The organism is Neoroseomonas terrae, from assembly GCF_018129025.1.
Classification (GTDB): Bacteria; Pseudomonadota; Alphaproteobacteria; order Acetobacterales; family Acetobacteraceae; genus Neoroseomonas; species Neoroseomonas terrae.
Genome location: NZ_JAAEDI010000029.1, coordinates 46,141 through 67,807, shown reverse-complemented (window position 1 = coordinate 67,807; position 21,667 = coordinate 46,141). Strand labels below are relative to the sequence as shown.

At 70.1% G+C, this 21,667-nt stretch carries 16 protein-coding genes, 1 tRNA gene and 1 pseudogene; 11 read left to right on the top strand and 7 right to left on the bottom strand.

The features are described 5' to 3' along the window. The first annotated feature begins 1 nt into the window (after window position 1). On the top strand, window positions 2-994 hold the full coding sequence (locus GXW78_RS22910) for an FUSC family protein (RefSeq protein WP_211871225.1): 993 nt from the start codon (window positions 2-4) through the stop codon (window positions 992-994). Between the two features lie 136 nt (window positions 995-1,130). On the opposite strand, the gene GXW78_RS22905 is transcribed toward GXW78_RS22910, so the two are convergent. Then, complete coding sequence (locus GXW78_RS22905) at window positions 1,131-1,706, bottom strand: hypothetical protein (protein WP_211871224.1); 576 nt, start codon at window positions 1,704-1,706, stop codon at window positions 1,131-1,133. Window positions 1,707-1,952: 246 nt separating this feature from the next. Here GXW78_RS22905 and gshB point away from each other — a divergent pair, with 246 nt between their 5' ends. Next, complete coding sequence (gshB, locus tag GXW78_RS22900) at window positions 1,953-2,900, top strand: glutathione synthase (protein ID WP_211871223.1); 948 nt, start codon at window positions 1,953-1,955, stop codon at window positions 2,898-2,900. Window positions 2,901-3,215: 315 nt separating this feature from the next. Then, window positions 3,216-4,019: an undecaprenyl-diphosphate phosphatase gene (locus GXW78_RS22895; RefSeq protein ID WP_211871222.1), complete on the top strand. Its 804-nt coding sequence runs from the start codon at window positions 3,216-3,218 to the stop codon at window positions 4,017-4,019. Here GXW78_RS22895 and GXW78_RS22890 read toward each other — a convergent pair whose 3' ends face one another. Beyond that, window positions 4,020-4,679, bottom strand: coding sequence for a DUF4893 domain-containing protein (locus tag GXW78_RS22890; RefSeq protein ID WP_211871221.1), 660 nt, complete (start codon window positions 4,677-4,679; stop codon window positions 4,020-4,022). It lies immediately after the preceding gene. An 82-nt stretch (window positions 4,680-4,761) separates the two neighbouring features. Then, the gene (locus GXW78_RS22885; protein ID WP_211871220.1) at window positions 4,762-5,031 is read right to left on the bottom strand and encodes a hypothetical protein; all 270 of its coding nucleotides are present in this window, start codon (window positions 5,029-5,031) and stop codon (window positions 4,762-4,764) included. Window positions 5,032-5,372: 341 nt separating this feature from the next. Here GXW78_RS22885 and GXW78_RS22880 point away from each other — a divergent pair, with 341 nt between their 5' ends. From GXW78_RS22880 to GXW78_RS22870, 3 genes are all read left to right on the top strand, one after another. After that, a complete protein-coding gene (locus tag GXW78_RS22880) occupies window positions 5,373-6,332 on the top strand; it encodes a Bug family tripartite tricarboxylate transporter substrate binding protein (protein ID WP_246522548.1) in 960 nt (319 codons plus the stop codon). 136 nt (window positions 6,333-6,468) lie between these two features. Continuing rightward, window positions 6,469-7,191 carry an acetoacetyl-CoA reductase gene (phbB, locus tag GXW78_RS22875; RefSeq protein WP_211871218.1) on the top strand — a complete coding sequence of 241 codons (723 nt, stop codon included), beginning with the start codon at window positions 6,469-6,471 and terminating at the stop codon, window positions 7,189-7,191. A gap of 85 nt (window positions 7,192-7,276) precedes the next feature. After that, on the top strand, window positions 7,277-7,915 hold the full coding sequence (locus GXW78_RS22870; protein WP_211871217.1) for a YciI family protein: 639 nt from the start codon (window positions 7,277-7,279) through the stop codon (window positions 7,913-7,915). A gap of 167 nt (window positions 7,916-8,082) precedes the next feature. On the opposite strand, the gene GXW78_RS22865 is transcribed toward GXW78_RS22870, so the two are convergent. Both GXW78_RS22865 and GXW78_RS22860 read right to left on the bottom strand, forming a co-directional pair. Beyond that, complete coding sequence (locus tag GXW78_RS22865; protein ID WP_211871216.1) at window positions 8,083-8,736, bottom strand: CoA transferase subunit B; 654 nt, start codon at window positions 8,734-8,736, stop codon at window positions 8,083-8,085. A gap of 13 nt (window positions 8,737-8,749) precedes the next feature. Then, window positions 8,750-9,487: a CoA transferase subunit A gene (locus GXW78_RS22860; protein WP_211871215.1), complete on the bottom strand. Its 738-nt coding sequence runs from the start codon at window positions 9,485-9,487 to the stop codon at window positions 8,750-8,752. A 127-nt stretch (window positions 9,488-9,614) separates the two neighbouring features. On the opposite strand from GXW78_RS22860, the gene GXW78_RS22855 reads away from it, so the two are divergent. After that, window positions 9,615-9,690: transfer RNA gene (locus tag GXW78_RS22855), tRNA-Ala, on the top strand. 72 nt (window positions 9,691-9,762) lie between these two features. Here GXW78_RS22855 and GXW78_RS22850 read toward each other — a convergent pair. Both GXW78_RS22850 and GXW78_RS22845 read right to left on the bottom strand, forming a co-directional pair. Continuing rightward, window positions 9,763-10,776 (bottom strand): alpha/beta fold hydrolase, encoded by a 1,014-nt coding sequence (locus GXW78_RS22850; RefSeq protein WP_338147823.1) that lies wholly within the window; start codon window positions 10,774-10,776, stop codon window positions 9,763-9,765. Between the two features lie 39 nt (window positions 10,777-10,815). Continuing rightward, window positions 10,816-12,219 carry an MFS transporter gene (locus tag GXW78_RS22845; RefSeq protein ID WP_211871214.1) on the bottom strand — a complete coding sequence of 468 codons (1,404 nt, stop codon included), beginning with the start codon at window positions 12,217-12,219 and terminating at the stop codon, window positions 10,816-10,818. Between the two features lie 71 nt (window positions 12,220-12,290). Between GXW78_RS22845 and GXW78_RS28130 the strand changes: the two are divergent. From GXW78_RS28130 to GXW78_RS22830, 4 genes and pseudogenes are all read left to right on the top strand, one after another. Further along, window positions 12,291-13,910: pseudogene (locus GXW78_RS28130) on the top strand (peptidase domain-containing ABC transporter); the annotation flags it as partial. Between the two features lie 19 nt (window positions 13,911-13,929). Then, the gene (locus GXW78_RS28125) at window positions 13,930-15,147 is read left to right on the top strand and encodes an HlyD family type I secretion periplasmic adaptor subunit (RefSeq protein ID WP_338147822.1); all 1,218 of its coding nucleotides are present in this window, start codon (window positions 13,930-13,932) and stop codon (window positions 15,145-15,147) included. 156 nt (window positions 15,148-15,303) lie between these two features. Continuing rightward, complete coding sequence (locus GXW78_RS22835) at window positions 15,304-19,653, top strand: beta strand repeat-containing protein (RefSeq protein ID WP_211871239.1); 4,350 nt, start codon at window positions 15,304-15,306, stop codon at window positions 19,651-19,653. A 41-nt stretch (window positions 19,654-19,694) separates the two neighbouring features. Beyond that, complete coding sequence (locus GXW78_RS22830) at window positions 19,695-21,665, top strand: O-linked N-acetylglucosamine transferase, SPINDLY family protein (protein WP_211871212.1); 1,971 nt, start codon at window positions 19,695-19,697, stop codon at window positions 21,663-21,665. Window positions 21,666-21,667: the final 2 nt, after the last annotated feature.

The window sequence follows — 21,667 nt, the reverse complement described above, 5'->3', positions numbered from 1 at the left end:
CATGGGCACCTGGACCGCGCGGCGCGGGCTGGCTACCGCGGCGGGTGTCGTCGGGGCCGTGCTGGCGGCGCTGCTGTTCAGCCTGCCGGACCCGTGGTGGGCGGCTATATCGGCCTGGGTGCTGGCGGGGCCGGACCGGCACCTGACGCTGGTGAAGGCCGGCCAGCGCGTCGTCGGAACGGTGCTTGGCCTGGTCATCGGCCTGCTGGCGGTGGGGTTGTCGCGCGATCAGCCGCTGCTGCTGCTGTTGTTCGTTTTCTGCGTCGGCGCGGTCGGCACCTATGCGCGGCACATGGCGGAAGCGCCTTATGCGTGGCTGCTCGGCGCGATCACGGCGACCATGGTGCTGGTGCAGGCGGCAGCGTCCCCGGCCGGACTGTTCGAGTTCGCGCTGAACCGCACGGCGGAGATCCTGACCGGCGTGGCCAGTGCCGCGTTGGCTGCGCTGCTCATCCTGCCGGCGACGCCCGGGGTCGCGGCCGCGACCCCCCCGCCACCGACGCCGCAGCAATTGCGGGTGGTGACACTGGTCGGCGGACTGATCGGCGTGGTGGTGCTGCTCTTGTGGTCGGCCTTCGACCTGCCGCAGCCGCTGCAAATGGCGATCTCGGCGCTGGTGGTGCTCGACCGGGACCTCGGCACGCTGAGCCATCGCGGAAGACAGCGGGCCATAGGCTGCCTGCTGGGGGGGCTTTACGGGCTCCTCGCGATGGGGCTGGCGGATGGATCGCTGATGCTGTGGCTCGGCGTCCTCGGGCTCGGGATCTTCCTGTTCTCCGTGCTGCACCAGGGTGGCGGACCGTCCGCCTATATCGGCACGCAGGGCGGGCTGGGTGTCATCGTCTCGCTGGTGGTCGGGCCGGCGCCACCGGCCTCGATCGTGCCGGTGGCGGAGCGGCTGATTGGTGTCACGCTGGGCGTCGCGACCCTGATCGTGATGAGCGTCGTGGTGATGCGGGCGCTGACGCCGCGGCCGTCCGCAGCCACCGGCTGATCCATGCCGGCGCTCGACGCGTCGGCTCGCCGATAGACCGATTGCCCGAGCTGTTAGGTGACGGGCGCAACCGCCGGCCAGCTTGACGTTCGCCGGATCGCCGGCGGACATCGGCGGCCTCGGCGCGAGGCAAGGATCAGCCGACCTGCCAGTCGCAGGCCCGCTCCGGGAATTCCGGCGGACAAGGCTCGGCGCCCGCTTCGGCGAGCCAGATGAGCAGCACATCATCCTCGTTCGGGTCTGGCATAGCGCCGATCACCGCGGCATAGAGGTCCGGGTCCGCCGCGATGGCGGGGTCGAGGCCCAGCAGCGCGGCGACCTCGGCACGCTGCGTCGCATCCGGGCCGGCTTGCGGGCCGGCATGGGCGGCGAGGATGGCATCGAGTTCCGCGAGGGTGGGGAAGGCGTCCTCGGTCGGCAGCCCGGGGCCGGCGCCGGGCGGCGGTTCGGCGCCACCGAGGACGGGGATGGACGCGTCACCGGCCGACGGATTGGGGATCTGGACGTTCGCCGACAGGAGGTCAGTCAGGGCTTGGCCGAGGACCAGCACCTCCGCCGGTAGCGGATCAGCCAGGGCCGTGCCAAGGACCAGCACTTCGGCCGGCAGCGGATCAGCCGGGGCCGGCCCGAGCACCAACACGTCCACCGGCGCGGTCACCGGTGGATCCTCAATCGGGATGTAGAGGAATTCGGACTGGGGCGGCAGGCGCATGTCGCAGCTCAGGAACCGAGGGGCGCGGCATCCTGCCGCCTCAAAGGCACGCGGTGCGCGCCTTAACGATGCATCAACCTATGCCATAACCACGGCATAGCTTAACCCCAAATCGCATGATGTTAACGCAAAACAACTTATGGTTGCTTTCGCAACCCCAGCGCCGGCCTCTGGCGCATTCCGCGCGAGGGTGGCACGACAGTCGGCAAGCGGTCCGCCCCGGACCTGAGATCAGGACATGCGCCCATGACCCGCAGCCTCCGCGTCGCGGTCCAGATGGACCCGATCGAATCCATCAACATCGATGCCGATTCCACCTTCGCCCTGATGCTGGAGGCGCAGTCCCGCGGCCACGCACTGTGGCACTACCATGTGCGGGACTTGGCGCTGCACGGCGGCCGCGTCACCGCCTGGGCGAAACCCATCGAGGTACGGCGCGAAAAGGGCAACCACTTCACCTTCGGCGCGGAGGTCGAGCTCGACCTTGGCTCGGGCGCCGACGTCGTGCTGATGCGCCAGGACCCGCCCTTCGACATGGCCTACATCACGGCCACCCACATCCTTGAGCACATCCACCCGAAGACGCTGGTCGTGAACGACCCCGCCGAGGTGCGCAACGCGCCCGAGAAGCTGTTCGTCACCCACTTCCCCGACCTGATGCCGACGACGCTGGTCACCGCCGACCGCCGCCGGATCGCCGCCTTCCGCGAGGAGCACGGCGATATCATCGTGAAGCCGCTGTTCGGCAATGGCGGCGCCGGCGTGTTCCACCTGCGCCCGGACGATCCGAACATCGGATCGCTGATCGAGATGTTCACGGAGCGCTCGCGCGAGCCGCTGGTGATCCAGAAATACGTCCCCGCCGTGCGGCAGGGCGACAAGCGCATCATCCTGGTCGATGGCGTCGCGATGGGCGCGATCAACCGCGTGCCTGCCGCCGGCGAGGCGCGCTCGAACATGCATGTCGGCGGTCGCCCGGAGCCGACAAAGCTGACCGACCGCGAGAAGGAGATCTGCACGGCCATCGGGCCGGAGCTGAGGAAGCGGGGCATGATCTTCGTCGGCATCGACGTGATCGGCGGCTACCTGACCGAGATCAACGTAACGTCGCCGACCGGCCTGCAGGAGATCGCGCGCTTCGATGGCGACCACCTGGAAAAGGCGATCTGGGACGCGATCGAGGCGAAGCGCTGATGTACTGAGCCGGAAAGGGGCGTCGCCCCTCTCCGGACCTCACCCCAGCAAAGGCCGAAAGGCCTTTGCAAACCTCGACCTAGTGCTGGGCACAAAGGTCGCGCCGCATCGCCTGCGCCGCGCCGCCCCAGCGCCGGCTCAAGGTTTCCAAAGGCCCTTCCGCCTTTGGCGGGGAGAGGCTTGGCGAGGGCAGACCCCCTCCCCCCACTCCGGCACCTGCGGTCCGGATGGCGTGAATTTCATTCCCCCCGCCCGATTCATGCCATCCCCGCGACGGCATAAGATCGCATCACTCCGCAGACGGATTCGGCCCTGATGGATTTCGGTTCCCTGTTCTCCGCCTTGTTCATGGGCATCGTCGAAGGACTGACCGAGTTCCTGCCGATCTCCTCGACCGGCCACCTGATCCTGTTCGGTGAGCTCATCGGCTTCGAGGGGCCGCCCGGCAAGGCCTTCGAGATCTCCGTGCAGCTTGGCGCCATTCTCGCGGTCGTCGTGATCTATCGCCACCTGATCATGGACCTGCTGCGCGGCATGTGGCGGCCTGGGGCCGAGCGCTTCTATGTCATCAACCTGGTGCTGGCCTTCCTGCCGGCGGCCGTGATCGGCGCGGTGCTGCACAAGACCATCACCGAGCTGCTGTTCACCCCCTGGGTGGTGGCGGTGGCGCTGATCCTGGGCGGCATCGCCATCATCGTCATCGAGCGGGCGCGGCCGGAGCCGACCATCCGCTCGGTACCGGAGATCGGGCCCCTGGCCGCGCTGCTGGTCGGCTTCGGGCAGGCGCTGGCGATGATCCCTGGCACATCGCGGTCGGGGGCCACGATCATCACGGCGCTGCTGATCGGGGTGGAGCGGCGGACGGCGGCAGAATTCTCCTTCATGCTCGCCATCCCCACCATGTTCGCGGCGACCTTCTATTCGCTGTTCAAGGCGCGGCACGACATCGACTTCTCAGCCTTCGGCCAGATCGGCGTGGGGTTCGTGGCCGCCTTCATCGTCGCCTTCTTCACCGTGCGCGCGGTGCTGGCGGTGATCGGTCGAATCGGCTTCACGCCCTTCGGCTGGTACCGGATCGGCCTCGGGCTCGTCGTGATGGTGGCGCTGGCCTTCGGCTGATCAGCGGGCGCGGACCAGTTCCATCACCTCGAGAACCGCGCCGTTGGTCGGGCGCGGGAACACCAACCGCCAGCGATCCGCCCCCACCCGCTCGACCGCGGCGATCCGGTCCTGCTCGGCATCGGTGCCATAGGCCGGGAAGGCCCCGCCGGAGGCCTCGGTGCCGATCAGGACGGCGCGCGTGGGGCTGTCGGGCAGGATAGCGCCGGCGATGCGCTGTGAGCCGGTGAGCTTCTCGAAGAGGCTGGTCCCGGCCTCGGCGCGGATGCGGCAGCGGAATGGCGCGTGGGCAATGAAAGCGGGCGCGTCCGAATCCGCGGCGCCGAAGCGCAGGACGCGGCAACGATAGGTTCCATCCGGCGGGCGTGGTGCGTCGGCGGCGGGACGGGAATCGAGAAGCGCGCCGGCCGCGGAGATGGCGGCGACCTGGCCCCCTGCGCGCGCGCCTTCCAGGGCTTCCGCCCAGGCAGCAGGCAGAGCGGCGAGGCGGTCCACGTCACGGGGCGTGGCGAGGCTTCGCCAGTCGGCATCAGCCGGCGGGCGGATGACCTCGGGTACTGGCGCCGGAGCGGGCGCTGGGGCGCGGGCGCGTGGCTGCGCGTCCACGGCAAGTGGGCAGAGCGCGAGCAGGGCAGTGACGGTCAGGGCGCGAATCATCATGCGGTCGGAGGCGCTGGCGTGGCGGGCAGTGATCTTCTCCGCCACCGCCGCTGCGCGCCACGAAATCTTGCGCGACCTGGCTTCACGCCGCGCGCAACGCCTCAACACCGCCATGCAGCTCCAGCACGCCGAAGACCTGGCCCAGATTGCCGGCGATGAGATGCACCATGCCGGCCGGCATGGAATCGAGCGAGATCTCGACGCGCATCGCATCGCCCTCGCGATGCGCCCGGACGCGGTCAGGCACCAGATCGCGCTTGGCGAGCGGCTGCAGCAACCGTGTCAGCAGGCCAGGCGAGGCCTCGGCCAGCACGACGAAGGACGCGGGAACGAGACGATGAGGATCGGACATGACAGGAAGGCTTTCGGCAAGGACACGGGGGCGGGTGGGGAACGAAAGCGGCCGCCGATGCGCCCACCCGGGCGCTGACCTCAGGCGGCCGTGCCCGTAATTCGTCCCGCGATGCGCCGATGCATTGCCATGGCATGGACGGTAGCAGCCCGGCCCGACAAGCGCCAAGGCTACGGCGCGCCCGACGGCAACAACGCAAGATGCTGTCGAGAGACACCGCGCGGAAGGGCGATACACAAGCCGCGCATGGCTGTCCGCGCAGCTTCCTTGCCTGCGAATTGCTCGACCGGTACGGCGGCGATCGGGCTAACGTCATGGTTCCGCTATCGGGACGTTCCGCCATGATTCGCCGCCGCCTTTTCCTCGCCGCGCCCGCCCTGGCCGCCCGGCCGGCTTTCGCACAGGCCTATCCGGGGCCGATACGGCTGGTCGTGCCCTTCGCTACGGGCGGCACGACCGACATCATCGCGCGGCTGATCGCGGAGGAGACGGGCCGACGGCTGGGCACCACCATCGTGGTCGACAACCGGCCCGGTGCCGGGGCGACGCTCGGGACCGGGCTGGTCGCCCGCGCGGCGCCGGACCGGACGACGCTGCTGATCTCGACCATTTCCGGCATGGCGGTGGGCAACACGCTCTATCGCGACCGCATCACCTGGGATGCCGATCGGGACTTCGCGCATATCGCGATGATTCTCGGCACGCCGTACCTGCTGCTGGTGAACCCGGCGACACCGATGCACAGCGTGGCGGATTTCGTCGCCGCGGCGAAGCGGCCGGGCGGCGTCGCCTACGCCACCAGCGGCATCGGGTCGGTGCCGCATCTCGTCGGGCTGCGGCTGGCGCAGGCGGCGGGGTTCGAACTGCAGCACATCCCCTATCGCGGCGGTTCGCAGGCGGCGACCGATGCGATCGCCGGGACGGTGCCGTCGGTGATGGACAGCCTGACGGCAGCCTCGGCCTATATCCGCGCCGGATCGCTGCGGCCGCTGGCCTTCACCACGCGGGAACGGATCGCCGATTTCCCCACGGTGCCGACGCTGATCGAGAGCGGATATCCGGACATCGTCGCGGATGGATGGGCCGGGATCGCCGCACCGGCCGGCACGCCGCGCGCGCTGCAGGAACGCCTGGCCGGTGCGATCCGCGAGGCGATGGCGACGCCGACGATCGCGCGGCGCTATGCCGAGACGGCGACGCTGCCGGGGACCCTGTTCCTCAATGACGCGCAGGCCTTCGTGCGTGCGGAGATCGCGGCCTGGGCGCCAGTGGTGCGCGCATCGGGCGCGACACCGGGCTGATGCCGGCCATCCCGCACCGCACACCTGCCCCCTGGCGTCGCCCGGCCTTACGCGATTTGATGAACGTCAAGGATTGCGCAGCGTCGGCGGAGCATTGATACGGCATCCGCGCATCCATCCACGAAGGAGATCAGGCATGGCTCGCGTCGCACTCGTCACCGGAGGTCAGCGCGGCATCGGCGCCGCGATCAGCGAGGCACTGAAGGACGCGGGGCGCACGGTCGTCGCCTCCTATGCCGGCAACGACGCGGCGGCCAAGGCCTTCACCGAGCGCACCGGCATTCCCTGCTACAAGTTCGACGTGTCCGACTATGAAGCCTGCGTCAGGGCGGTGAAGCAGATCGAAGCCGATGTGGGCCAGATCGAGATCCTGGTGAACAACGCCGGCATCACCCGCGACGGCACGATGAAGCGGATGAACCGCGAGATGTGGGACGCGGTGATCGATACCAACCTCGGGTCCTGCTACAACCTGTGCAAGCTGGTGTGGGACGGCATGACGGCGAAGAAGTTCGGCCGCATCGTCAACATCGGGTCGATCAACGGCCAGGCGGGCCAGTACGGGCAGGTGAACTACGCCGCCGCCAAGTCCGGCATCCACGGCTTCACCAAGGCGCTGGCGCAGGAAGGTGCCCGCGGCCAGATCACGGTGAACGCCATCGCGCCCGGCTACGTGGATACCGAGATGGTGCGCGCCGTGCCGCCCGACGTGCTCGAGAAGATCATCGCGCGCATTCCGCGCGGGCGGCTGGGCACCGCGCAGGACATAGCACGCGGCGTGGTGTTCCTGACGGCCGACGATGCGGACTTCATCACCGGGTCCACGCTGTCGATCAACGGCGGTCAGCACATGTACTGACCGCGCGCGACGCCGCGTCCCCTCCGGCTGACGCGGCGTCGGGTTCGTGCGAGAATGCGTGGTCGGACAAAGGGCGGAACGCATCATGGGCTATGCCATCATCGCCTGGGACGGGCCGGACCCGTCCCGCCGCGCGGCGTCGCGCGACAGGCACCTCACGGTCCTCACTCAGTGGGCGCAGGATGGGCGTCTTGCCCTCGGCGTGCCGTTGTTCACGCCGGACTGGCAGGCCGCCGGTTCGCTGATGCTGCTGAACGTGCCGGACAAGGCCGGGCTGGACGCGTATCTCGCCGAGGAGCCCTTCGCTGTCGACGGCGTCTGGGATCGCTGGGTGGCGCACCCGTTCCGCATCGCCCCGCTGCCCTACCGCCCGTTGCCGCAGCCGGGCGAGACGATCGCCGCCACGCGCACGCATACGGTGACGGTCGCGATGGACGGCACGGATGCCGGGGCGCCCGCACGGCGCGCCGCGGCGCGGGCGGCGCATATCGAGCGCGTCAGCGGCATGGCAGCCGACGGCACGCTGGCCGTGGGCGGCGCGATCCTGGACGAGGCCGGCGTCATGCGCGGCTCGATCGCCGTGTCACGCCACGCGACCGATGATGCCGCACGGGCCTGGATGGCTGCCGACCCCTATGTGACCGGCGGGGTCTGGCAGGACATCACGCTGCATGGGACGCGTTTCGCGCCGTTACCGTACAGGGCGCTGCCGGGCGGCGCCTGAGCCGGTTACGCGACGCGGAAGCATCCCGTTCCGCCGGGCACGGCACCTACCGCTTGAACCGTCCGGGACGGGCTGGCCGGCAGCGCTCGGCCGGTTCACGCTGCATGTGCCAGCCGATGCGGCGGGCTCCCGCCGTCACGGCACCGCAGCTTGACGGGCGGCCAAATCTAGGCCGCCGCCTTCATCCCAACCTCGAACGCCGCCTCCGTCTTCTCCCGCATCTCGTCGAGGCTGACCCCCGGCGCGAGTTCCGTCAGCACCAGCCGTTCCGGTCCCTTCCGCGCGATCTCGAACACGCCGAGGTCCGAGACCACCATGTCCACCACCCGCGCGCCGGTCAGCGGCAGGGCACAGGACTTCAGCAGCTTCGGCTTGCCACCGGCGGTGTGCTCCATCAGCACGATCACCTTCTTCACGCCGGCGACGAGGTCCATCGCGCCGCCCATCCCCTTCACCATCTTGCCGGGGATCATCCAGTTGGCGAGGTCGCCATTCGCCGCGACCTGCAGCGCGCCCAGGATCGACAGGTCGATATGCCCGCCGCGGATCATGCCGAAGCTGTCCGCGCTGCTGAAATACGCGCTGGTCGGCAGAGCCGTGATGGTCTGCTTGCCGGCATTGATCAGGTCCGGATCCTCCTCCCCCTCATAGGGAAAGGGACCGAGGCCGAGCATGCCGTTTTCGGATTGCAGCTGCACCTTCATGCCGGCGGGCACGTGGTTCGCCACCAGCGTCGGGATGCCGATGCCGAGGTTCACGTAGAAGCCGTCCTGCAGTTCGCGGGCCGCCCGGGCGGCCATCTCGTCGCGGGTCCAGGGCATGGTCCGGTGCTCCTCAGGCCAGGGATTCGGCGCCGGCGGCCGCGGGGGCCGTGCGCTTGCGGGTGGTGCGCTGCTCGATGCGCTTCTCGTAGCCCACGGGGCAGGCGATCATGCGCTTGATGAAGATGCCGGGCGTGTGGATGTGGTCCGGGTCGATGTCGCCCGGCTGCACCAGGTGCTCGACCTGCGCGACGGTGATCTTCGCAGCGGTCGCCATCATCGGGTTGAAGTTCCGCGCCGTCTTCCGATAGGCGAGGTTGCCTTCGGTGTCGCCGGTATGCGCGTGCACGATGGCGAGGTCGGCGAAGATGCCGCGTTCCATGACATAGGTCTCGCCGTCGAACTCGCGGGTCTCCTTTCCCTTCGCGACCTCGGTGCCGACGCCGGTCTTGGTGAAGAAGGCGGGGATGCCGGCGCCGCCGGCGCGGATGCGCTCGGCCAGCGTGCCCTGCGGATTGAACTCGATCTCGAGCTCGCCGGCGAGGAACTGGCGGGCGAATTCCGCATTCTCACCCACATAGGAGGAGATCATCTTGCGGATCTGCCGCGTCTTCAGCAGCAGGCCGAGCCCCGCATCGTCGATGCCCGCATTGTTGGACACGACGGTCAGGTCCTTCACGCCGGATTCCCGGATGGCCTCGATCAGCAAGGCGGGGATGCCGCAGAGGCCGAAGCCGCCGGAATGGATCACCATGCCGTCGCGCAGCACGCCGGCCAGCGCCGCCGCCGCGTCTGGATAGACCTTGCCCATGGACACTTCCCCGTTCCGAACTTCCGAGGCCTTCTCCCTACCGTTACGCGGGCTGCGCCGAAAGGGGGAGTTGACCCCCCCTTGCAGGGGCGCCGTGTGAAGGTTATACGGCGCGCCTCTTCCCCGGGGGGCCATAGCTCAGTTGGGAGAGCGCTTGAATGGCATTCAAGAGGTCGTCGGTTCGATTCCGATTGGCTCCACCAATTCGATCAAGGGCTTAGGCGGTATCGCCTGAGCCCTTTTTCATTTCGAGGACACGGCCGGGCGTCCCTCGCTCACGCCTCCAGGAACGCCCGGACCTCCCGCCGCAAGAACGCCGCATCCGCCGGGTTCGCCACCGGATTACCCGCGCGGTGCCCCCAGATGGACGGGATCGGCACCAGCCGGCCGTGGCGCAGATGCGGCAGCTCGGCAGCGTTGTCGGCCACGCGGAAGTACAGGTCGGTCTCGGACGGCATCAGCAGCACCCGCGCCACGATGCCGCGCAGCGCCGCGGTCAGGTCGCCGCCATCGGCGATGTCTCCCGCCTCCCAGCAGCGCATCTGCGCCAGCAGGTCGGCGGCGGCGCGGCGGGCGAAGCGTTCCTCCCAATCCGTGCGCAGGAAAGTGTCGAGGTCGGGCGCCTTCAGCGCCGTCAGGTGCAGCCCCTCGCGATAGAGATCCTGGCTCAGCGCCCAGCCGGCATAAAGCCGGCCAAACGCGCGCAGCGCCGCCGCCGGCTGCGCGGAGAACAGCGCGGCGCCGTCGTATTCCGGCGCCGCCTCCAGCACCGCCATCATGCCCTTGAGGAAGACGCGGTTGTGCACGCTGGTCCGTGCGCTGCCGCAATTCACAACGATGCGCTGCACGGCGTCGGGGCACGCCGCCGCCCAGTGATAGGCCTGCTGCGCGCCCATCGACCAGCCATAGACGGCATGGATGCGTTCCACGCCGAAGACTTCCGCCAGCAACCGCCGCTGCGCGGCGACATTGTCCCACGCCGTGACCAGCGCCGGCCACGGCGCCGTGTTGCTGGGGGAGGAGGACAGACCGTTGCCGAACATGTTCGGGATCACGATGAACCACCGCGTCGGGTCCAGAATGCCGTCGGGCCCGATCAGCCACTCCAGTTCCGGATGCTGGCCGCCATAGCTGGTGGGATGCACCACGACATTATCCCGCGCCGGCGACAGCGTGCCATGCGCGCGCCAGACGATCCGCGCGCCCGGCAACGTGCCACCCTTGCGCAGCGCCATGTCGCCGAGCGCGAAAACCCCTTCCTGCACCGGCCAGCCCATTGCATCCCCCACGCCGTCGCCGGAGAAGCCTGCCAGCGGGAAGGCCGCGTGTCAGCCGCGCCGGCGCAGCAACAGGGGCAGTGCCAGCAGGGGCAGGGCCCCGGCCAGCAGGAAGGCGCGCCCGAAGGCGGTGAGGAAGGCCTCGGCGGGCGGCCTCCCCTGCGCCAGCAGCGTGGCCTCCGTGGCGCCGAGCATCAACGTCAGCAGGGAGGCCGCGCCGACCACGCCGAAGGTGCGCGTCAGCATGGTCAGGCTGCCGGCGACGCCGCGGTCCTCCCGCCGCATCGTGGCCGTCACTTGGTCAGTATAGGCCAGGGTGAACAGGCCGAGGCCCATGCCCTGCACCGCCAGCGCCGCGACCAGCCATGGCATGGCGGTGCCGATGCACCACGGCGCGATGCAGAGGAGGCCCGCCGCGTTCAGTACCGCGCCGGCGACCAGCACGGCGCGCGATCCGAACCGCATCACCGCCTTGCCGCCCAGCCAGGAGCCGAGCATGCCGCCCGCCGGGCTGGTGGCGAGCACGAGGCCCAGCACCCCTGCCTCCAGGCCCGCAATGCGCGCCAGGTAGAAGGGCACGAGCAGCATCACGGCGAAGCCCGCGAAGGTCACCACCGCGTTGGAGAGGTTCAGAGCCGCGAAGCCCGGCCGGCGGAACAGGCTGAGGTCGATGATCGGCCGCGGCGCATGACGGCTGCGCCAGACGAAGCCGGCGGCAGAGGCCACCGCCGCGACGGCAAGCAGCAGCGCGACCGCCGACGGCGCGCGGTTGACCGCCAGCAGGATGGTGGCGACGGTTGCGATCAGCAGCACGGCCCCCGGCGCATCGAAGGGCTCGCGTGGCCCGTTGCGCGGGGCCGCCGGCAGATGGGCGGACAGCAGCAGCGCGGCCAGGGCGAAGGGCGCGCGGAACCAGTAGACCGCCTGCCAGCCGAAGGCCTCGACCAGCACGCCGCCGGCCAGTGGGCCGATCGTCGCGCCGGCCGCGACCGTCGCGGCATAGACGGCGAGCGCCCGGGCGCGCATCGCCTCGGGGAACAGCGCGGTTGCCAGCGCCGGCCCGCAGCCGAGCACCAGCGCGGCTCCCACCCCCTGCAACACGCGGGAGGCCAGCAGCGCCCCGTAGTCGGGCACGACGGTGAGCAGCAGGTAGGACACCGCGCTCCAGGCCAGGCCGAAGCGGAAGACGCGGGCATGGCCGAAGATGTCGCCCAGCCGGCCGACGGCGAGCATCAGGCTGCCATAGGTCAGCACGTAGCAGATCACGACCCATTGGATCTCGGGCACCGCCAGGCCGAAGGCGGCGACCATGGCCGGGAAGGCGACGTTCACCGCGCTGTCCAGCGGCACGATAAGCGTGCCCAGCGCGACCGGCGCCAGGCGCAGCAGGCCCGGCCCGGCCATCCGCTTCCCCTCTGCTTCTCCGGCGGCAGCATCGCCGAACACGCGCGGCATTGCACCCCACCGGCTTAACCGTCGCGCAACGCTGCGGCGGCTAGCCTACCCGCGGATCCGGGCCGGACAGGATGTTGGCACCAGAATTCTCGGCATTGCGGTGCCTCTTCCTCCTCGCCACGCATCACGGACTGCATGTGGCGCCGGAGGAACTGCCGAACGCTCGCGGGCCGGACCTGCTGCCCGCGATGCTGGCTGCCATGCGTCGGCTAGGGCTGAAGGCGCGGGCGTTGAAGGGTCGCGGGTGGGATACGGCGGCCGGACTCGGCAGTGCCTATCCGGCGCTGGCGCTGCGGCGGGATGGAACCTGGATCGTGCTGGTGCATGTCATCCCGGGCGCGGATGGCGAACCTGCGGCTGCGGTCCTGAATCCGGAAGCGGAATCCGAGGGCGTGCAGCTCATCCCCCGCGACCGCTTCATGGCGGAGTGGTCGGGCACGCTGGTGCTGTGCCGCCGGCGCGCGACGACGGCGGAGGGTGGCGAGCGCCCCTTCGGCCTGCCCTGGTTCCTGCCGGAGATCGCGCGCCATCGGCGCTTCTTCGCCGGCATCGCGGTGGCGGCGCTGCTGTCGAACCTGATCGGCTTCGCCATCCCGCTGCTGTTCCAGGTGCTGATCGACAAGGTGATGCCGCACCACGCCTGGCAGACGCTGACGGTCGTCGTCGCCATCTTCGTCGTGCTGACGGTGTTCGATGGTTTCTTCGCCTATGCGCGCCAGCGGCTGATGCTGCTGGCGAGCAACAAGGTCGATGCGCGGCTCGGGTCGCGCACCTTCTCCCATCTGCTGTCCCTGCCGCTGTCCTTCTTCGAGACGCACCCGGCCGGCGTGCTGGTCCGCCACATGCAGCAGACCGAGAAGCTGCGGCATTTCCTCACCGGCCGGTTGTTCCAGACCATGCTGGATGCGGCACTGCTGCCGGTGCTTCTGCTGCTGCTCGCTGTCTACTCGGGCGTGCTGACGCTGGTGGTGCTGGGCTTCTCGGCGGCGATCGCGGTGGTGATCGGCGCCATGGTGCCGGCCTTCCGGCACCGGCTGAACACGCTCTATGCCGCGGAGGGCGCGCGGCAGGCGCATCTGGTCGAAACGCTGCACAACATGCGCGCGGTGAAGTCCCTGGTGCTGGAACCCGCCCGCCGCCGCACCTGGGACGCGCAGGTGGCGGGCGCGGTGCGGGCGCATGCGGACGTCGGACGCATCTCGACCGCCGGCAGCGTCACGACGGGCGTGCTGGAACGGCTGATGCAGATCAGCGTGCTCGGGCTGGGGGCGACGCAGGTCTTCGATGGCAACCTGACGATCGGCGCGCTGGTCGCCTTCACCATGCTGTCCGGCCGCGTGACCGGGCCGCTGGTGCAGATCGTCACGCTGATCAACGAATATCAGGAAGCGGCCCTGTCGGTGCGGATGCTCGGCACCGTGATGAAGGCAGCGCCGGAGGTTCGCGCGGGCCAGCGCCTGTCCCGCCCGCCCATCACCGGCGCCCTGCGCTTCGAGGGCGTGGGTTTCCGCTATCCCGGCGCCGTCGTGCCAGCGCTCGACCGCGTCTCCTTCAGCGCCGAACAAGGCCAGGTGATCGGTGTCGTCGGCCGGTCGGGCTCGGGCAAGACGACGGTGACGCGGCTGATCCAGGCCATCCACGCGCCGCAGGAGGGGCTGATCCGCTTCGGCGAGGCCGATATCCGCACCATCGAACTGGACCACCTGGCTGGTGGCGGCCTTGTTCGTCGGGCTGGTCGGGCTGGCAGCCGTCACGCAGGTGGATGTGGTGATCACCGGCCAGGGGCGGCTCGCCGCCGATGCGCCGCCCATCGTGGTGCAGCCGATCGACCGTGCGATGATCCGCGAGATCCGCGTGCGGGCCGGCGACATCGTGCGGCAGGGGCAAGTGCTGGCGGTGCTGGACCCCACCTTCGCCGAGGCGGACCGGGCGGCCCTTGCTGCGCAGCGGCGCGTGCTGCTGGCGCAGCGCGCCCGGGTCGAGGCGGAGATCGGCGGCCGCGCCGCCCCGCCCGCCCATGACGGAGACACCGCCTTGCAGGCCGTGTTGCAGACGCAGCGGCAGGCTTTCCTCGCCGCGCGGCTCACGGCGCTGGATGAGGAGATGCGCGCGCAGGAAGCTGCCATCCGTACGCTGGAGGAAGGCGACGCGGCCCTGACCGAGCAGGTCGCGATCGCCCGCGACGTGGAGACGCTGCGCGCCCGCCTGCTGGAAGGCCAGGTCGGGTCGCGGCTCCACTTCCTCGACGCCCGCACCCGACGCATCGCCGCGGAACAGCAGAGGGATCAGGACCGCGGCCGGCTGGAAGGCTTCCGCCACGCTTTGGCGCAGAAGCGCGCCGAACGGCAGGGCTTCCTGGAGGACTGGCGACGGCAGCTCATGGAAGACCTCGCCCGACTGCGCGGCGAGCTGGACCGCGTGGAGGAATCGCTCGCCAAGGCGACGCGCCTCGCGGCGCTGACCGTGCTGACGGCGCCGGCCGACGGCACGGTGCTGGAAGTAGCGCGCCGTTCCGCCGGGTCCGTGCTGCGGGAAGCCGAGCCGCTGGTCACGCTGGTGCCCGCCGGCGCGCCGCTGATCGCGGAGGTCGTGCTGCGTTCGGCCGATATCGGACAGGCCCGCGCCGGCGATCCGGTGGTGGTCAAGGTCGATGCCTTCCCCTTCCAGCGCCACGGCGCACTGGCCGGCACGCTACGCGCGGTAGCGCAGGATTCGCAGCCGCAACGGGCCGAAGGGGAGCCACCCGGGCCGCATCATCGTGCGCAGGTCGTCATCGACGGCGGGGCGCTGCGCAATCTGCCGGCCGATGCGCGGCCCCTGCCGGGCATGACCGCGACGGCGGAGATCCATGTCGGCAGCCGCAGCGTACTCGCCTACCTGCTGCTGCCGCTGATCCGTGGCGTGCGGGAAAGCCTGCGCGAGCCGTGACTGCCTGAGCGTTTACGCTCGGGAAAGATCGTCGCTCGCATCCTGGTGAGGACAGCGCGGCGACAGGACGTCCAGACCGCGCGACCAAGTCGCCATCCGCCCCGCGGGTGGCCGCCGTTGTCCATCACGGGCGCCGGCCTGCCGGGAGTGTCCGCGATGACCGTCATCTCCGCCCTCAACACCACCCAGATCCAGGGCCTGACCACGACGACCATTGCGGCGCTGACGACGGCCGCGATCGCGAGCATGGCGGCCACCCAGATCGCGGCGCTGACCACGACGCAGGTCGCCGCGCTGCGGCCCACGCACATCGCCGCGCTGCGCACGACGCAGATCGCGGCGCTGGAGACGACCGACCTCGCGGCGCTGAACACGACGCAGGTGCGGGCCCTGACAGCATCGCAGATCGGCGCGCTGACCACGACACAGGTGGGCGCGCTGACCACCACGCAGGTCGGTGCGCTGGCGGCGACGCAGATGACCGGACTGCAAACCTCGGACATCGCGGCGCTGACGACCACCCAGATCGGCGCGCTCGGCAGTTCGCAGATCGCATCCCTGACCACGGCACAGGTCCGGGCGATGGAATCGACCGACCTCGGCGTGCTGACGACGACGCAGCTCCGCGGATTGTCCTCGGCGCAGGTCGGGGCACTCACGACCACGCAGCTCGGCGCGCTGACCACCACCCAGATCGGGTCGATGACGACGACGCAGGTGGCCCGGCTGGTGTCGGCGCAGCTGTCGGCGCTTACCACGACGCAGCTCGGGGCCCTGACCTCGGCGCATATCGGCGCTCTCGCGCCCGCGCAGTGGCGCGGCTTCGATACGACCGACATCGCCGCGCTGACCACGACGCAGATCGCCGGCCTGCGCAGCGCCCAGTTCGGCGCACTGACCTCCGCGCAGGTCCAGGCGCTGGAGACCACCGACCTCGCCACGCTGGCAACCTCGCAGCTCCAGGGCCTGACGACCACGCAGATGGGGGTGCTGACCACCACCCAGATCGGTGCGCTGACCACGACCCAGATGGCCGGCCTGCCGACGCGGCTGGTCGCGGCGATGAGCAGCGCCTCCGTTGCGGCGCTGACGACGACGCAGATCGGCGCGCTTTCGAGCGGCCAGCTCGGTGCAATGACCACAACGCAGGTCCGGGCGCTGGAGACCACCGATCTCGCCACGCTGACCACAACGCAGCTTCGCGGCCTCGGCAGCGCCGCGCTGGCGGCGCTGACGACCACGCAGGTCGGCGTTCTGACCACCACGCAAGTTGGCGGCCTGACCACGACCCAGACTGCCGGGCTCAGTTCGTCCCAGGTCTCGGCGATGACGACCACGCAGCTCGGCGCGCTGACCTCGACGCAGGTGTCCGGCCTGACCACGGCGCAGCTTCGTGGCTTCGACACCACGGACATCGCCGCCCTGACGACGACGCAGGTGGCGGGGCTGACCTCCACGCAGCTTGGCTCGCTGACCACGGTGCAGCTTGCGGCGATGGAAACGACCGACCTCGCCGTCCTGAACACCACGCAGATCCGCGGCCTGGCGGCAAACAGCCTGCGCGCGCTCACCACAACCCAGGTCGGCGCGCTGACCACGACGCAGATCGCGGCGATGACGGCGCCGCAGATCGCGGGCTTCGAAAGCACCGACATCGCCGCCCTGACCACCACCCAGATCGGCGCGCTCGCCTCGAGCCAGGCGCGCGCCCTGACGACCACCCAGGTCCGGGCGCTGGAGACGACCGATCTCGCCGTGCTGACGACGACGCAGCTTCGCGGCCTGGCGCCGACGCAGTTCGGGGCCTTGACCACGACCCAGCTCGGCGCGCTGACGACGACGCAGATCAGTTCGATGCTGCCGCTGCAGTTGAGCGGCCTGTCCTCGGCTCATATCGCGGCGCTGACGACGACACAGCTGGGCGGTCTGGCATCGAGCCAGATCCGCGTTCTGACGACGGCCCAGATGGCGGGCCTCAGCACGACCAACATTGCCGCGCTGACGACGACGCAGGTTGCGGGCATGGCGCTCGCGCACATCATCGGCCTTTCGACAACGCAGCTCGCGGCACTGGAGACGACCGACCTCGCCACGCTGACGACCACCCAGATCCAAGGGCTGACCGCGTCCCTGGTCGCAGCGCTGAGCACCACGCAGGTTGCGGCGCTGACGACCACCCAGCTTGCCGCACTCCCGACGGCACGCATCGCGGCGCTGGAGAGCACCGACGTCGCCGCGCTGACCACCACCCAGATCGCCGCCCTCGCCTCGACGCAGGTCGGTGCCTTCACCACCACGCAGCTGCGCGGGTTCGAGACAACGGACCTCGCAGTCCTGACGACGACGCAGATCCGCGGCCTCTCATCGGCGCAGCTCGGGGGGCTCAGCACGACACAGCTTGGCGCCCTGACCACGACGCAGCTCGGCGCGCTGACCACAACGCAGATCGCCGGATTGGCCTCCAACCAGGTGGCGGCGATGACCACCACCCAGCTCGGCGCGCTGAGCTCCACGCAGATCGGCGGGCTGAGCGCCGCGCAGCTGCGGGGACTCGACACGACCGATATCGCCGCGCTGACGACGACGCAGGCGGCGGGGCTGACCTCGGCGCAGCTGGCGGCGCTCACCACCACGCAGCTTGGCGGGCTGGAGACGACCGACCTCGCGACACTGACCACCACGCAGCTCCGTGGCCTCGGCGCTACGCAGCTTGGCGCACTGAACACGACGCAGGTCGGCGCAATGGCCACGACGCAGGTCGGGTCGCTGACCGCCACGCAGCTCGGCGGGCTGACCGCCACCCAGGTGGCGGCACTGACCACGACACAGCTGGGTGCCATTGGCACCACGGCGCTGGGCGGCCTGACCGCGAGCCGCATCGCGGCGCTGACGACCACCCAGGTGGGCGCGCTGACCACGACACAGGTTGCCGGGCTGCGGGCGACGCAGATCACCGGGATGGAAACTTCGGACCTCGCGGCGCTGACGACCACCCAGGTCGGTGCGCTGTCCACGACGCAGCTGGCGGCGCTGACCACCACGCAACTCCGTGGCCTCGAGACGACCGATCTCGCCGTGCTGACGTCGACGCAGCTTCGCGGGCTCGGGGCGTCTCAGCTCGGGTCGCTGACGACGACGCAGGTCGGTGCGCTGACGACGACACAGGTGGGCGCCCTGACAACGACGCAGCTTCGCGGTTTCGCGACCACCCAGGTCGCCGCGTTGACCACCACGCAGCTCGGCGCCCTGGGCTCGTCGCAGGTGGCGGCGCTGACAACGGCGCAGCTTCGCGGTTTCGACACCACCGACATCGCGGCATTGACCACCACGCAGATTGCCGGGCTCGGCAGTGCGCAGATCGCCGGGCTGGCGGCAGCGCAGGTCACGGCCCTGGAGACCACGGATCTGGCTACCCTGACCACGACGCAGCTTCGTGGTTTCACTAAGACGCAGGTCGCGGCGCTCAGCACCACGCAGGTCGCGGCGATGACGACCACGCAGATCGCCGGGCTGGCCTCTGCCGCCGTGGGGGCGCTGACCACGACCCAGGTCGGCGCGCTGACCACCGCCCAGGTCGCGGCCTTCGGCTCGACGCAGATGCGCGGGCTCACCTCCGCTCAGGTAGCGGCGCTGACCACGACGCATATCGGCGCCCTGTCCACGACGCAGATCGCCTCCCTGACGCTGGCCCAGGTTCTGGGGCTTGAAACGACCGACCTCGCGGCGTTGACCACCACGCAGATCGGCGGGCTCTCCCGCACCGCGCTCGGCGGGCTCGGGACCGCGCAGATCAGGGGGCTGGAGACGACCGATCTCGCCGTGCTGACCACGACGCAGATCGGTGGCCTGTCCGGCAACCAGCTCGGCGCGCTGACTACGACGCAGACCGGGGCGCTGACCACGACGCAGCTCGCGGCGCTGGTCAGCACGCAGGTCGCCGGCTTGACCACGACGCAGATCGGCACCTTCTCCACGACCCAGCTTGGCGGGCTGGGCACCGCACAGATGCGGGCCTTGAGTTCCAGCCAGGTGGCGGCGCTGACGACGACGCAGGTCGGCGCGCTGACCTCGACGCAGATCGGCGGGCTGGGCGTCACGCAGGTCCGCGGGCTCGAGACCTCCGATATCGCGGTTCTAAACACCACGCAGGTCGGTGCGCTGACCTCGACGCAGATCGCCGCGCTGACCGCCGGGCAGGTCGCCGCCCTGACGACAACCGGGATCGGCGTATTGACCACCACGCAGCAGGCGGGGATCGGGTCGAGCCAGCTCGGCGCGCTGACCACCTCCCAGATCGCGGCTCTGTCCACGACATCGATCGTTGCACTGACGACGACGCAGGTCGCCGGCCTCACCACCACGCAGGTCGGTGCGTTCACCACCACCCAGATCGGCGCGCTGGAGACGAGCGACATCGCTGCACTGTCGGACGCGCAGGTCGCCGGCTTCACCACCACCCAGATCGGCGCGATGGGCACCGCACAGGCCAACGCGCTGTTCGCCTGACCACGCGGGGCAGGCCCCGCAGACATTGAGGAGACGGCGGCATGACCAGAATGGGCATCGCCGAGCTGGTAGGGAACGCGCAGGCGTTGGCCGCCACAGGGCAGGCAGCGCTGGCGGCGGAGCTGTACCGCGACTGGGCGGCGCTGAACCCGGACGATCCGCTGTTGCATGCAGTGGAGTTCAACCGAGGCGTGCTGCTGGCCGATGCCGGCGAGTTGCATGGTGCTGTCGAAGCCTTCACCACCGCCATCCGCCACAAGCCGGATTTCCTGCCGCCCTACATCAACCTCGGCGCGGCATGTGAAAGGCTGGGGGCGAAGGCGCAGGCCTATGGTCATTGGGCCCATGTCTCCGCAAGCCTGGCGGGCGTGACGGGGGAGGCCATCGCCTATCGCGCGGCGGCGCTGAAGCAGATGGCTCAAGTGCTGGAAGGCGGACGGCATCTCGCGGCCGCCGAGGACGCCCTGCGACAGGTCGCGGAGCTGACGCCCTGGCAGCGCGATGTCGTGCAGCATTGGATCAGCCTGCGGCAGCGACAATGCCAGTGGCCGCTGCTGGCACCGCTCGCCGGGCATGACGGCGCGGCCCTGCTGCTGCGGCTGGCGCCCCTGTCCATGGCCTGCCTGTCGGACGACCCGTGGATGCAGCTCGCGGTCGCCGCGGCACATATGCGCGAGGATGTCGGGCCGCCAGCGACATTCCGCACCACGGCCGACTTCGTCGGGCGGCGGGACCAGGCGCCGGGACGGCGGCTGCGGGTCGGGTACCTGTCGTCCGACCTGCGCGAGCACGCCATCGGTTCGCTGATGGCCGAGATGTTCGGGCTGCACGACCGGGAAGCCGTCGAGGTCTTCATCTTCTACTGCGGCATCGCGCAGGAGGACGCGACGAAGGCCCGCATCCGCGCAAGCGTCGAGCATTGGCGCGATATCGCCGCGATGGATGATGCCGCTGCCGAGGCGGCGATCCTGGCCGATGGCATCGACATCCTGGTGGACGTGAACGGACATACGCGCGGGGCACGAACGCGGCTGCTGGCGCGCCGCCCGGCACCGGTGATCGTCAACTGGCTCGGCTATCCCGGCAGCATGGGCAGCGCCTGCCACCACTACATCATCGCCGACCCGCACATCGTTCCCGAGGGCAGCGAGGGCTTTTACTCGGAACGGGTGCTGCGCCTGCCTTGCTACCAGCCGAATGACCGGCAGCGGCCGACCCGCGCGGAGACCAGCCGCGCCGCGCATGGATTGCCGGAGGACGCGGCCGTATTCTGCTCCTTCAACGGCACGCAGAAGATCACGCCCTTCGTCTTCGCACGATGGATGGCCATCCTGCACGGCGTGCCGGGCAGTGTGCTGTGGCTCCTGAAATCCTGCGAGGAGGTCGAGGATCGGCTGCGCGCCCGCGCGGCCGAGCACGGGATCCTGCCCGAGCGGCTGATCTTCGCACCGATCGCCGCGGCGCACGACCATCTCGCACGGTATCCCTTGGCCGACCTATTCCTGGATACGCTGCCCTACGGCGCGCATACCACGGCCTCCGACGCGTTGTGGATGGCGGTGCCGGTGCTGACGGTGCCGGGACGCGGCTTCGCGGCGCGCGTATGCGCCAGCCTGGTGCAGGCAGCGGGGCTGCCGGAGTGCGTCTGCTCCTCGGCAGAGCAATACGTGGCGCGCGCCATCGCCTTCGGCCGCGACCGCACGGCGCTGACGCCGCTGCGCGACCGGCTGCTTGCCGGCCGCGGCACCGCCCTGCTGTTCGACACGCCACGCCTGGTGCGGGAGCTCGAGGCGCTGTTCCGCGTCATGTGGAACGACATGGCCGCCGGCCGACTGCCGCGGCCCGATCTCACGAACCTCGACACCTATCTGGAGCTCGGTTCGGACATGGATCACAGCGCCGTCGAGACATCCTTCCTACCGCACTACGACGCACGATGGCGGGCAGCGGTGGCGCGGCGGGACGCCTACGCCGCCCTGCCATCCGATACGCGTCTCATCGGGGCTCGCTGAGC

Excerpts from the sequence above, each read along its gene's own strand:
- GXW78_RS22910 (WP_211871225.1), top strand. The coding sequence starts at position 2 with ATGGGCACCTGGACCGCGCGGCGCGGGCTGGCTACCGCGGCGGGTGTC.
- GXW78_RS22905 (WP_211871224.1), bottom strand. The coding sequence starts at position 1,706 with ATGCGCCTGCCGCCCCAGTCCGAATTCCTCTACATCCCGATTGAGGAT.
- gshB (WP_211871223.1), top strand. The coding sequence starts at position 1,953 with ATGACCCGCAGCCTCCGCGTCGCGGTCCAGATGGACCCGATCGAATCC.
- GXW78_RS22895 (WP_211871222.1), top strand. The coding sequence starts at position 3,216 with ATGGATTTCGGTTCCCTGTTCTCCGCCTTGTTCATGGGCATCGTCGAA.
- GXW78_RS22890 (WP_211871221.1), bottom strand. The coding sequence starts at position 4,679 with ATGATGATTCGCGCCCTGACCGTCACTGCCCTGCTCGCGCTCTGCCCA.
- GXW78_RS22885 (WP_211871220.1), bottom strand. The coding sequence starts at position 5,031 with ATGTCCGATCCTCATCGTCTCGTTCCCGCGTCCTTCGTCGTGCTGGCC.
- GXW78_RS22880 (WP_246522548.1), top strand. The coding sequence starts at position 5,373 with ATGATTCGCCGCCGCCTTTTCCTCGCCGCGCCCGCCCTGGCCGCCCGG.
- phbB (WP_211871218.1), top strand. The coding sequence starts at position 6,469 with ATGGCTCGCGTCGCACTCGTCACCGGAGGTCAGCGCGGCATCGGCGCC.
- GXW78_RS22870 (WP_211871217.1), top strand. The coding sequence starts at position 7,277 with ATGGGCTATGCCATCATCGCCTGGGACGGGCCGGACCCGTCCCGCCGC.
- GXW78_RS22865 (WP_211871216.1), bottom strand. The coding sequence starts at position 8,736 with ATGCCCTGGACCCGCGACGAGATGGCCGCCCGGGCGGCCCGCGAACTG.
- GXW78_RS22860 (WP_211871215.1), bottom strand. The coding sequence starts at position 9,487 with ATGGGCAAGGTCTATCCAGACGCGGCGGCGGCGCTGGCCGGCGTGCTG.
- GXW78_RS22845 (WP_211871214.1), bottom strand. The coding sequence starts at position 12,219 with ATGCCGCGCGTGTTCGGCGATGCTGCCGCCGGAGAAGCAGAGGGGAAG.
- GXW78_RS22835 (WP_211871239.1), top strand. The coding sequence starts at position 15,304 with ATGACCGTCATCTCCGCCCTCAACACCACCCAGATCCAGGGCCTGACC.
- GXW78_RS22830 (WP_211871212.1), top strand. The coding sequence starts at position 19,695 with ATGACCAGAATGGGCATCGCCGAGCTGGTAGGGAACGCGCAGGCGTTG.